The 12766-nt window shown below is 42.1% G+C and carries 12 protein-coding genes; 7 read left to right on the plus strand and 5 right to left on the minus strand.

The features are described from left to right. Positions 1–60: 60 nt before the first annotated feature. The 5 genes from ACOAOT_RS12105 to ACOAOT_RS12125 all read right to left on the minus strand — a co-directional run bounded on the left by ACOAOT_RS12105 (position 61) and on the right by ACOAOT_RS12125 (position 4934). Positions 61–804 carry a MurR/RpiR family transcriptional regulator gene (locus tag ACOAOT_RS12105; protein WP_420217191.1) on the minus strand — a complete coding sequence of 248 codons (744 nt, stop codon included), beginning with the start codon at positions 802–804 and terminating at the stop codon, positions 61–63. 27 nt (positions 805–831) lie between these two features. Further along, entirely contained in the window at positions 832–1773 is a 942-nt protein-coding gene (gene mmuM / locus ACOAOT_RS12110; RefSeq protein WP_420217192.1) for a homocysteine S-methyltransferase, read from the minus strand. Continuing rightward, a complete protein-coding gene (locus ACOAOT_RS12115) occupies positions 1774–3192 on the minus strand; it encodes an alanine/glycine:cation symporter family protein (RefSeq protein ID WP_420217193.1) in 1419 nt (472 codons plus the stop codon). 176 nt (positions 3193–3368) lie between these two features. Next, entirely contained in the window at positions 3369–3938 is a 570-nt protein-coding gene (locus tag ACOAOT_RS12120; RefSeq protein WP_420217194.1) for an N-acetylmuramoyl-L-alanine amidase family protein, read from the minus strand. A 96-nt stretch (positions 3939–4034) separates the two neighbouring features. Beyond that, positions 4035–4934, minus strand: a complete 900-nt coding sequence (locus ACOAOT_RS12125; protein WP_420217195.1) for an MBL fold metallo-hydrolase — start codon at positions 4932–4934, stop codon at positions 4035–4037. A gap of 303 nt (positions 4935–5237) precedes the next feature. Between ACOAOT_RS12125 and ACOAOT_RS12130 the strand changes: the two genes are divergently transcribed. The 7 genes from ACOAOT_RS12130 to ACOAOT_RS12160 all read left to right on the plus strand — a co-directional run bounded on the left by ACOAOT_RS12130 (position 5238) and on the right by ACOAOT_RS12160 (position 12758). After that, entirely contained in the window at positions 5238–5993 is a 756-nt protein-coding gene (locus tag ACOAOT_RS12130) for an AIM24 family protein (RefSeq protein WP_420217196.1), read from the plus strand. A 216-nt stretch (positions 5994–6209) separates the two neighbouring features. Continuing rightward, positions 6210–6923 carry a response regulator transcription factor gene (locus tag ACOAOT_RS12135; protein WP_420217197.1) on the plus strand — a complete coding sequence of 238 codons (714 nt, stop codon included), beginning with the start codon at positions 6210–6212 and terminating at the stop codon, positions 6921–6923. Next, positions 6913–8250, plus strand: coding sequence for a HAMP domain-containing sensor histidine kinase (locus tag ACOAOT_RS12140; protein WP_420217198.1), 1338 nt, complete (start codon positions 6913–6915; stop codon positions 8248–8250). Before ACOAOT_RS12135 ends, ACOAOT_RS12140 begins: the two co-directional genes overlap by 11 nt. Beyond that, positions 8247–9752 carry an amino acid adenylation domain-containing protein gene (locus ACOAOT_RS12145; protein ID WP_420217199.1) on the plus strand — a complete coding sequence of 502 codons (1506 nt, stop codon included), beginning with the start codon at positions 8247–8249 and terminating at the stop codon, positions 9750–9752. The genes ACOAOT_RS12140 and ACOAOT_RS12145 overlap by 4 nt, the downstream gene beginning before the upstream one ends. After that, positions 9749–10939, plus strand: coding sequence for a diaminopimelate decarboxylase family protein (locus ACOAOT_RS12150; protein WP_420217200.1), 1191 nt, complete (start codon positions 9749–9751; stop codon positions 10937–10939). Before ACOAOT_RS12145 ends, ACOAOT_RS12150 begins: the two co-directional genes overlap by 4 nt. Positions 10940–10943: 4 nt before the next feature. After that, positions 10944–11171: an acyl carrier protein gene (locus ACOAOT_RS12155; protein WP_420217201.1), complete on the plus strand. Its 228-nt coding sequence runs from the start codon at positions 10944–10946 to the stop codon at positions 11169–11171. A gap of 3 nt (positions 11172–11174) precedes the next feature. Then, on the plus strand, positions 11175–12758 hold the full coding sequence (locus ACOAOT_RS12160; RefSeq protein WP_420217202.1) for an MBOAT family O-acyltransferase: 1584 nt from the start codon (positions 11175–11177) through the stop codon (positions 12756–12758). Positions 12759–12766: the final 8 nt, after the last annotated feature.

Genomic DNA, 12766 nt, shown 5'->3' on the forward strand with positions numbered 1-12766 from the left:
CCTTCTTTGGGAACAAGCATGGGCGTTTTGGCATTTGTTCCACAAAAAAAACAGGGTGTTTTATCCCTGTTTCTTTTCCATGGTCAGCCTTGCCAGGGCTTCTACAATATAAACTGCCGGTATCTGAGAAGTGATATCCACCTTCATCTCTTCCAACTCTTTTCTTTCTTTTTGAATGTAATAGGAGATGTTGTAATCGGAGATTCTTGCCAGAGTGCTGTTCCTGCTGTTTGTAATGGATACCAGAGTGCTGCTCTCCTTCAATATAGAAGAATTCTCTATAATAATATTGGTCTCCCCTTCCACAGACAAAACAATAATGATACTTTCCTCTGGAAACTCCAGATTAATGGGAAACATGGGACCGTTAATCCCGGTTGAAAATATTCCGATATTGCAAAAATACCGGCTTGCATATTCAGCCATGATTCCCGAATTACCGGTTCCAATGAAAATAATCTGCCGTTTTCCTGCAATCACTCCGGCGATTGTATCCAGCTGTTTTTGAAACGCATCTGAGTTGACCCGCTCAAAAAAATCTGTGATGGAGGATAGATCAAACCGTTTCTTCACAGATCCCTTCTTTTCCTTTTCCAGCTTAAACCGCACCTTAAATTCAGAAAAACCGCTACACATGGCTTTCCTGCAAAACCGGGTAATGGTAGTGGTAGACACATGAGCTTCCTTCGCCACCTCCCGGATTGTCATATACGGTATTTTCTCACTGTTTTTTAATATATAATTGTAAACCTCGTAGTCCAGTTCCCCAAATTGCTCCATCACCTGACGGGAAAACAATGTCATTGCCAGTCACCTCTTACTAATCCTGCTTCATCTGTTTTTCTGGTACCAGGTAAAAATCTCATGAATATCCGCTGGCGTAGTCCGGCAGCATCCGCCGATCAGACCTGCGCCTGCCTCATACCACTTTGCTGCCCACTGTCCGTACTGCCCCGGCTCCTTCACTCCATGCCAGGTCTTACAGCAGGCATCATAAGTCTCACCGCTGTTTGGATATGCAACAATGGGAAGGCTTGTATGTGATTGATATGTCTTTATAATATCTGTCACCAGATGGGGCTGGGTGCAGTTAACGCCAATCGCCTTTAGATGTTTGAATCCCCCTAAAGCCTTCACGCACGATTCAATGGTATCTCCCCCATTGATCTGATTGCTGTTTTTAAATGAAAAGCTGATGTAATAATCGGCGTTTAACTGTTCCATAATTCTGGCGCAGACAACTGCCTCATAAAGACACGGGAATGTCTCCAGTGCAAACAGCTCTGCCCCTGCCTCTTTTAATATGTCCATCCGGTCTTTGTGAAATGCTTCCAGTTCCGCCTCTGATACCTGATAATTGCCGGTGTATTCCGATCCGTCCGCCAGATAAGCGCCGTAAGGACCGATTGACCCCACAGCAAGAGGCAGACATCTTCCCGTACTTCTGCCCTCTTCCTCCCACCAGCGGCTTCTGGTTTCAAGAAGAAGTTCCATGGAGCGGGCGATAAAATCTTTTGCTTCCTGCTCCGAATAGCCTTTCTTTAAAAACCCGGCTATACTTGCCTGATAGCTGGCAGAGGTTCCTGCATCTGCTCCATTTTTAAAATAATCATAATGGACATCATTGATTGCCTGTGGCTGGCTCTCCAGCACTTTTGCACTCCAAAGCTCATCGTTTAAATCAAGCCCTTTCTTTTCAAGCTCTGTAGCCATGGCTCCGTCCAGAATAATTAAATCTTTCTCTTTTCTTATTTCATCAAAACTTGTTCTCATCTATTCTTCTCCTCCTTTTAAAACCACCGGCGGCGGATTTTCTCCCCTGTTTTTAGCTGGTAAAAACCGGTACCAGAAATCATCAAACAACCTGAAAATTTCTTTCTGCTTTGCATAAATAAAGATCAGCGTGATTACTACATAGGATGCCGTTAAAATGTCAGTAAATGCCCATAATACATCGGCTTTGATATTATAAAAAATCAGGCATGGAATCAGATAGTAAACCATATATACGGGCATGGCAAGCTTATTAAGCTTAGTGTCTCCCAGAGCGTAGTTTACAGACTTTTCACAGGCATAATACATACCGATAATGGTTGTCCATGCAAAAACGGCAATTGCGAGAGAAATGATCACTCCGCCTCCGCTTCCGTATGCCTTCTTAAAGGCTATGGTGGTAAGCGCACCAGAAGTTGCATCTGCCGTAATATAGGCATCTGTGGATAGTATGGAAAATGCCGTGATGCTGCAGATTACAATGGTATCTAAAAAAATCTCGCCCCAGCCCCAGGAAGACTGTCTTACGGGATCATCCGTCTTTGCAGATGCGTGGGCAATAATCCCGTAACCGGTTCCTGCATCGTTGGAATACAGCCCTCTTGCCACACCGTATTGAATGGCGTCCCGGACAGTCGCCCCGGCAAATCCACCGGCAGCCGCTGTGGGAGTAAATGCAGAACGGAAAACAAGCAGAACGATCTCTGGAACTCTCTGATAATTTAAAATCATAATGCCAATTCCGGCCGCCACATAAAAAAGAGCCATGATGGGAATCACTTTTTCCATAAAGCTGGATATTCTCTTTAACCCACCGGCGATTGTGACAAAGCAGGTAATGCCAATGAGTATTACTGTGATCCATGGGGCGATTCCCAGCCCTTCTTTTATGGAGCTGGTGACTGCCTCTGTCTGAACACAGCAGGTCCATGGTCCGAACACCAGGCAGAACACGGCCAGTATAACGGCGCCTTTCTTCCAGCCAAATGCATTCTTCATAACAAAGGAACGGTCGCATACATATTCATCCATGGATTTCTCATATTTCTGGCGGTACCTTTGACCAATCATAATTTCACTTGCCTTAATTGACATTCCAAAAAAGGCGGAAACCCACATCCAGAACAGTGCTCCCGGTCCGCCGCTGACGATGGCAGTGGCCACACCGCTGATATTGCCTGTACCTATGGTGTTGGCAAGTGCCGTACATGCAGCTGCAAAGCCGGAAACCGTTCCCTCTCCTTCCGCTTTATGAAACATCTTTCCGTAGGTGTTTTTAAAATGAAAAAGCACTTTTCTCTGGTAAATGAAACGGAAACGAACCGTTAAATAGATCCCGGTTCCCACCAGGATAAGAATCATTGGCAGTCCCCAGATCAGATCATCCAGCCAGTATAGTATATCTGACAGCGATTTCATGACGATGGTCCTCTCTCTTCTTTTGTTTATTGACTCATTTGCAGTTAATATCAGTATTATAAGTCACATTCCCTGGATTGAGCAACCTGTTTTGTATTTTCACAACAATTCCATGAAAAAATGCTTTCTTTGAAGAATTTACCTCAAAGAAAGCATCACTTAAAAGCTTTTCTGACCTATGCAAATCCAAAATACCGTAAAAGCCCCAGATAGATTCCGTAAGCAAATCCATACTGATCGTTACGAAGCTTTTCTGCATCCGATGGATTGCTTATATATCCCAGTTCTACTAAATTAGCGGGCATATCTGCATTCCTAAGTACGTACAAAGAAGGGTTTTCCCGGATTCCGTTGTTTTTGGTACCAACCATATCGTTAATTCCGCCCATAATCTGTTCCGCCAGCCACTGTCCCTGAGTAAAATACTGATAAATGTATACTTCCGTTCCGTTTATTTCGGGATTAGGATTTAAATTGCAGTGGATGCTGATAAAATAATCTGCCGGCCACTGGTTTGCCATGGCAACCCTGGCAGCCAGGCTGGTAGTATTGTTGGTACCCAGAACGGTATCCGGCTGTGGCCTTGAGACTCTTGCCTCAAACCGGGGGTCACTGTTTAAGAGGTTTTGAAGGTAAATTCCCACCTGGTAATTAATTTCTGATTCCTGTAATCCATTGGCCTCTGCACCGCTGTTAAAATATCCGCTGGGATTATGCCCCTGATCAATAAATATTTTAATTGCCATCTCGCATTTCCTTTCCTGCTTCACTATAATAAATATATTCAGGGAAATGGTAAATGCTACATATTTTGGACTTTTTTGTATATTTTTGAATGTATCTTATTTGATTTGTGAATAAAGAACCTTTTCCCCATGCCTTCCAAGCCAGTATGGCAAACCGGGATATTTAATGGTTATATAATCTTCAAAACGGTCGGGGTCCTCCTGATTGCTGGAAAACATCTCATAATGACCGGGAACCGTAAGCCCCGGTTTCATTGCTCCTGCCAGATCCACTGCTTCCTGATACGTCATGTTTCCGATGATACTGGAGCGGTAGCGTACCCCATCCCTTCCATTAATAGGAAGAAACATCACATCCATATCTCCAAAACTTCTTAATTTGCCGTACAGTCCTTCATAAATACAGGTATCTCCTGAATGATACAGCTTAACGCCCATCCCTTCTATCACAACTCCTGTGTAAGGATATTGGCCAGTTACCGGATCCTGATCCAGAAACTCGTGAGCAGATGCAATCCCTGTTATTTTAATACCACCTTTTAATATCTGGGTTTTTCCATCATTAAGCCCCAGAAAGCGGCTTTTATCAATCATAAGATCCTCACTGAGTACAGGGATCAGCTTCTCCGGCACAAGAAACAATGCATTTGGCGAGCTGACTGAAAGCCGATGCCAGACATTCCGGTCAATGTGATCCAAATGATCATGAGTTCCTATTATGTAATCTGCATTGGTTATTTCACTGGGATCAAAGAGCGGTGCGATTCTTCTGTCAGGACGTTCCGAGAGAAATGCATCGATATAGATTGTAACTGTGCCCAGCTTCGCGGCATACCCCAGCTGCCCAAGCCACCAGAACGCGGCTTGTCCTTCCCCTGGTATTGTCTCATTTATTTCTGCAATTAAGTCTTTCCCGCTTTTCGCGGTTTCCATGTACTGCTGTTTCATTTTAAATCCGCCTCCGGTTCCATGTTTTTTACTTTCATGATTTATCATACCACAGATTCTTTTGGATGCAACCTGCCCATATCAGAAAACTGCCGGGCTGAATCATACAGCCCGGCAGTACTATGTGCATGCTTAAGATAAATTTCTGGCTTCTGCAAAAACCTTCGTCAGCATATTTATAACTTTGCTATATTAATTGTTCTGAAATACCTCTTCTCATATTTTATCCTATGTATCATAGCTTTTCCCCGTGATGAAAAAACTTATTTTTACTAATCTTTTCCCTTTTTTCTTATTACATAAAGCAATTCTGACGACATTCTAAGGAGTAATAATAAAAGGAGAAAACATATGATAACCTACAAAAATCTTTATGACAACGGGAACATGCTTAAGATTAATGAACGTGGCTGTGTTAAGGTATTTGAGCATCAAAAAGATTTAAGTGTTGAAGCCGGCTCTGCCATCGCTTCCTATTATGCATCCAAGATGAATATCCGTAAAAGGCAGGTTTTAATTGAACTCAATGGCAATTCCTTTACCGTCCAGGCTGGTGCCATGCAGTGGACTTCCGGCTCCGTTGCCATGACTTCCGGAATAAAGGGTGTAGGCGATTTTCTAGGTAAGGCACTTGCTTCCAAGGTGACAAAAGAATCATCTGCAAAGCCGGAATTTAAAGGCAGCGGCCTTTTAATGCTGGAACCCACTTACAGGCACATTCTTCTGGAGGAGGTCTCCGAATGGGGAAGCATGGTGCTGGAAGACGGATTATTCCTGGCCTGTGATTCCGACATCAAACAGAATGTAGTTGCAAGAACCACACTGACCTCAGCAGTTGCCGGTAAGGAAGGGTTCTTTAACCTATGCCTGACCGGACAGGGAATTGCTGTTTTAGAAAGCCCGGTACCCAGAGAAGAGCTAATTGAATTTGAATTAAAAGACGATGAAATTAAAATTGACGGAAACATGGCAATCGCCTGGTCTAATTCCTTAAAATTCACGGTAGAACGTTCCTCCAAATCCCTAATTGGTTCCGCAGTTTCAGGGGAAGGTCTTGTCAATGTTTACCGGGGAACTGGAAAGATTCTCATGGCGCCAGTGGGTTAATCATCCTGTTAATCAGTACTCCCAAAGCGGATATGTCACATAACCAATGACATATCCGGTTTTTTTAATTATAAATGTCTAAATAATTCTTAAAACAATTACGGAAATAATGTCTCACTATTTCTTAATAATTCTTAAATCAGGCTATATTGCCTTGTTATTGCATCTATTAGTGATATAATTCACTTGATTAAACAATCAAGGAGGCATCTGTCCATGAGTTCCACACAGCAGATATTGGTGGTAGATGACGACGCAGATATCCGTGAAGTAATCCGTATACAGCTGGAGAACAAAGGCTATCTCGTTTTAGAAGCCGCAAACGGAAACGATGCGGTAAAAGCAGTTAGAGAAAATTCTGATATCGACCTGATTATACTGGATATCATGATGCCAGGTATGTCCGGGATTGAAGCATGTTCACAAATCAGAACCTTTCATTCCGCACCGGTATTATTTTTAACTGCCAAATCAAAAGAGACAGATAAAAACGATGCTTACGAAAACGGCGGCGATGATTATCTGGTGAAACCATTTTCCCAGGCAGAACTTTTTATGAAAATCCAGTCTCTCTTAAGAAGATACGTTGTCTACAAAGGGAAATCGGAATCTTCTGTTAATCTTTCAGAAGTCCATGTTCAGGATATTGTGATTGATACGGTAAACCACTGGGTATACCGGGAAAATCAGAAAATAGAGCTTACCGATACGGAATATCTGGTTTTAATGTATCTGGTAAAAAACAAAGGAACCGCAAAAGATGCTCAGGCCATCTATGAGGGGGTATGGAATGAAAAGTTTCTTCCTTCCTCCACCAATACCATTATGGTTCATATCTTAAAGCTGAGAAAGAAACTGGAACTGGATTTTAATAATCCACTAATTATCCGAACCGTCTGGGGAAAGGGCTATCAGATTGATGAAGGGTAAAACATTATCCTCACTGCGTTATAAGCAGATACTTGTACTCCTGCTTGGAGCATTTTTAAGCTTCACCGTATATCTGATTGTGGATAACCTGGGAGATTACATGGTTTCAAAGAAGCACATGGATGAAGACTCGGTACAGAATCGGTTAAACATCTATCAGGATTCCTTTGAAAATTACGTAAGAAAAAATAAAGTATCGGTAAAAAATGTAAGAGCTATCTCCAGATGGGTCAAGAATCATAAATATGTCTATCTGACCATATATAACGGAGACGAAATTCTATATGAATCCGGTTACTGGAATGATTCTTATTCCTCCTATGAGACTGCAACAACCATTGTGGAAAGCTGCAACCAGCAGGAACGTGATATTGTATTTTCAGACGGTACCTACTCCGTTTCCATCATCGATTCTTCCCAGATTAAATGGCTGGATGTAGTGCTTTACTGTTCCTGGATTATGTTCTTTATTGTATTTTTTATTGTTATTATCCTTTATAACCGACGGATCATTGACCGGATTGTTCTTTTGTCAAAAGAAGTATCTTTAATTGAACAGGGTAATTTGGAACAGCCGATTTTTCATAAAGGAAATGATGAAATTTCACTTCTGGCTAAAAACGCAGACAATATGCGTAATTCCATTATCACAAGATATAAAAGTGAAAAGGATGCCTGGGAAGCAAACAGCGAGCTGATTACCTCCATGTCCCACGATATCCGCACACCCTTAACTTCATTAATCGGATATCTTGAGATTTTAGATTCCAAAGACTACCATTCTGAAGAGCAACTGGAGAAATACATTAAAAACTGTAAGGAAAAATCAATTCAGCTGAAAGATTTATCTGATAAACTGTTTCAGTACTTCCTTGTATTTGGTAAGGATACCATCCTTATGAATATGGAAACCTTTGATGCAAGAATTCTGCTTCAACAGCTGTTAAGCGAGCATGTATTTAACTTAAACAGCCTTGGTTTTGAAGTACAGACTGAATTTATGAATGAACCCTGCAGCATTTTAATTGATATTCAGTATTTAAAACGCCTCTTTGATAACCTTTTTTCCAACGTGAGAAAATATGCTGGTCACGGCACTCCTGTTGTCGTAAAAGGTGGCAGAGACGGTGACAATTTAATCATCAGCATTACCAATGAAATCCGGACTGACCTGGTCTTTCAGGAAAGTACGAATATCGGATTGAAAACATGCAGAAAAATTGCCCAGCAGATGGATGGGAGTTTAGAAATTCTCACTACGGAAACACTTTTTACAGCCTGCGCCACTTTTCCCATTAAACCGGCAGGAAAGGAAACACAAACATGAATAATATTTTAGAATATCTGGAACATTCTGCAAAAGAATTTCCTCAAAAAAAGGCAGTTATTGATCCGGAAACCAGCTGTACCTACGAAGAGCTCTATGACCGGGCAAAACGAATCGGCAGTTTTTTATCCGAGCATACTAAAACAGGAAAGCCTGTTGTGGTCTTTATGGATAAATGTGTGGAAGCGGTGACCTCATTTATGGGAATCGTCTATGCCGGCTGTTTTTATACCTTCATAAGTCCCGACCAGCCAGTTGCACGTATCGGCCAGATTCTTGATGTACTAAAAACAGACTGCATTATCACTCTTTCGGAGACAGACGAAAAACTGAAACAGATTTCTTTTAAAGGCACCATTTTGGAATACCATAAACTTATTTCTGCCCCCGCTGATCCGGAACGATTAAAAGCGGTCAGGGAGAAATCACTGGATACTCAGCCATTGTATTGTAACTTTACTTCCGGATCTACCGGAGTTCCAAAGGGCGTTTTAGTAAGCCACCGTTCTGTGATTGATTTTATGGAATATTTCCCTGATCTGTTTGGGATTACAACAGATGATATACTTGGCAATCAGGCGCCTCTGGACTTTGACGTATCGGTAAAAGACCTCTATTCTGCCTTTAAAACCGGCGCTTCCATTGTTCTGATACCAAAAAAATATTTTTCTATTCCCACCATGCTTTTGGATTGCCTTTGCGAGTATCAGATTACAACACTGATCTGGGCTGTGTCAGCTCTTTGTATGGTGACTCAGTTAAAAGGCTTCACTTACAAAGTGCCAGACCATGTAAATAAGGTTTTATTCAGCGGTGAGGCCATGCCTGCAAGCCACCTGGCTATCTGGCAAAAGAACCTTCCAAATGCCAGATTCGTTAATCTTTACGGGCCTACTGAAATCACCTGCAACTGTACGTATTATCCTGTTTTAAGAGTATTTGAACCGGAAGAGAAAATACCCATTGGAACGTCATTTCCCAATGAACATGTATTTCTCCTGGGATCAGATGATGAACTTATTACATCCGAAGGGGAAATCGGAGAAATCTGCGTGGCAGGAACCGCTCTTGCCCTGGGTTATTATAACAATCCGGAGCAGACAAAAAAAGCATTTGTTCAAAATCCCTTGAATGATCTCTATCCTGAGACCATTTACCGGACTGGAGATCTTGCTTTTTATAATAGTCACGGTGAACTTTGTTTCTCCGGACGCAAGGATTTTCAGATTAAGCACATGGGACACCGGATTGAACTGGAGGAGATTGAACTGATTTTGAACAGCTATCCGGAAATCAGCCGCGCCTGCTGTGCATTTGACAGTGAAAAAAACCGCCTTGCTGCATTTTACTGCGGGGATTTAGATAAAAAGGAATTGCTAAAACGCATGCGGGAAACACTCCCTTCCTATATGATTCCCAACCTGTGCATTCCCGTACTTCACATCCCCGTTACTGCAAACGGTAAGATGGACAGAAAAAAATTATTGGAGATGTGTTTATGAAATCAGAAGTAAATGAATCAAAACTCAAGACTGCACTTAAAAATTATAAAACACCATTTTATCTGTTTGACACAGACATTCTTGCAGACAGAATAGCGGACATACGATCAGCACTCCCGCCCAAAACCCAGATCTGTTTTGCTATGAAGGCAAATCCGTTTTTAGTAAAGGATATGGAGATGCATGTGGATTATTTTGAAGTTTGCTCTCCAGGAGAATTTCACATCTGTGAACGGGCCGGGATTGATGAAAAACGGATTGTGATGTCAGGTGTATATAAGAAACAGGAGGATATGGAATATGCCATATCCAAATATAAAGATATCATCTTTACCGTGGAATCCAGGGAACACTGGAAGATTCTTACCTCCTGTGCTCTGAAAGAAAAACGAAAAATCAGGGTGCTTTTACGTCTCACCAGCGGAAATCAGTTTGGAATGGATGAGTCATCCATACGCCGCATTATTATGGAAAATACCTGTGAGTACGTGGAGATTTTAGGTCTCCAGTATTTTTCAGGCACCCAGAAAAAATCAGGTGCAAAGCTTGAAAGTGAATTAATGATGCTGGACCAGCTTTGTGCAGATTTACAGAATCAGTATCAGTTTACAGTACAAAAACTGGAATACGGACCCGGCCTTCCGGTGTGCTACTTTGAAGGGGAAAAAGATGAGGAAGAAGCCATGCTTTTAGCCCTGTCAAAAGCCATAGGGCATCTGTCCTTCCAAGGGCAGGTTACACTGGAAATGGGGCGTTTCATCGCCGCATCCTGCGGCGTTTATGCAACCAGCGTAGTAGACTTAAAAACTAACAATGACCAGTCTTACTGCATCGTTGACGGAGGTATTCATCAACTGAACTATTACGGACAGATGCTGGCTATGAAAAAACCTTTTATTAAACATTACGGCAGCCAGGATGGTGAAGTGGGAGAATGGACCGTCTGTGGTTCTCTCTGCACTTCCAGTGATGTACTGGTTAGGCAGTACCCGTTTAAAAGCTTAAAACAGGGTGACCACCTGATTTTTGGAAAAACAGGTGCTTACTCCGCTACGGAAGGAATGTCCATGTTCTTAAGCCGTGATCTTCCTTTGGTACTTCTTTATTCAGAACATGAGCAGTACCGGATTGCAAGAGATTCTTTTGCAACCGACCAGTTAAATTTTTTTCATTCAGAAAGGGGATAAATATATGAACAAATTATTAGAGATTTTAAATGAGATTAACCCGGGGATTGACTATGAGACAGAAACAAGACTGATTGACGATGCACTTTTGGATTCTTTTTCCATTCTCTCACTGATTCCTGAGCTTGAGGATGCATTTGACATTTCCATTACTCCGGCTGATATGATACCTGTTAACTTTAATTCAGCAAATGCGATTTGGAGCATGATTAACCGGCTGAAAGAGGATTAATCTATGACCTATACATCTATCCTTTACCTGTTCATCTTTCTTCCCGGTGTCATGCTTCTTTACCAGCTAGCACCGGGACGCCACCGGTATAAAGTTTTACTGGCGGCCAGCTGGCTGTTTTTCCTTTCCCTTAGCGGAAAATTAATTGTTTACCTCCTGATCTCCACTGTTTCCATTCATCATATTGGTCTGTGGCTTTCTTCCTGTAAAAGGGATCTGGATTTAACAGGAGTAACTGGGGAAGAGAAAAAATCTCTGAAAGCAGCCTGTGCCGTCAAACGGCGGAGAATCTTGTGGCTGGGTTTGGGAATTCAGCTTGGCATGCTGGTAATCCTGAAATACTCCGGATTTTTCAGTGATAATGTCAATCATCTGTTAAAGGCAGTCTCTTATCCTAACCTGCTGCCTGCCATGAAGTTTGCTCTACCCATAGGAATATCCTTCTATACCTTACAGGCTGTTTCCTATCTGGCAGATGTATATTATGAAAAAATTCCGGCTGACGACCATCTGGGCCGACTGGCTCTTTATCTGACCTTCTTTCCAATATTAATGGAAGGTCCTATATGCCGCTATTCCCAGACAGCAAACGCTCTGACTGAGGGTAAACCTCTGGAATATAAAAATGTTACTTACGGCTTTCAGAGAATATTATGGGGACTGTTCAAAAAAATGATTATTGCAGACCGGTTGAATCTGCTTGTAGAGACAGTCTTTGGATCTTATAAACAATACGGAGGCATTGTGGTAATTCTCAGTGCCATCCTCTATACCTTTCAGCTTTACGCAGATTTCTCCGGCTGTATTGACATGACCATCGGAACCGGGGAAATCTTTGGAATTAAGATTCCGGAAAATTTCAGGCAGCCATTTTTTTCCAAAAGCCCTTCCGAATTCTGGAGGCGCTGGCATATTACACTTGGTACCTGGCTGAAAGACTATATCTTTTATCCCATATCTTTAACCGCTCCGGTAAAGAAATTCGGAAAAAATTCCAGAGCAAAATTAGGAAAGCATATGGGTCAGGTGGTTGCTTCCGCTCCGGCACTTTTTGGTGTATGGATCTGCAATGGTTTCTGGCATGGCACAGGCTGGCATTATCTGTTTTTCGGTATGTATTACTTTGTTCTGATTTTACTGGAAAACCTTTCGGAACCTTATGTAATAAAAGCCGCTGAACGCTTAAAGATCAACCGGAATAATCTGTTATACCGGATTTTCCAGTCTGTGAAGCTTTTAATCATCGTCTTCATCGGTGAGTTGTTTTTCCGGGCGGAAACCATGACCGCCGGTTTATCCATGTTTCAGTCTATATTTACTGACTTTAACACAAAGGTACTGACCAACGGCTCTCTGTTGCAGCTTGGGCTTTCTTTAGCAGATTATACAGCCGTATTTTTAGGCTTTCTGGCAGTACTGACAGTTGGTATCATTCACGAACGTGGAATTTCCATAAGAGATAAAATATCCGGATATAAAATTCCGGTACGATGGACTCTGTATTATGGTGCGATTCTACTTGTAATCGTCCTCGGTGCATACGGCGACGGATATATACCGGCAAAACTGATCTATGCCGGATTTTAAGAGGTGAC

It is taken from the genome of Lacrimispora struthionigena, assembly GCF_048627165.1.
Taxonomy (GTDB): Bacteria; Bacillota; Clostridia; order Lachnospirales; family Lachnospiraceae; genus Lacrimispora.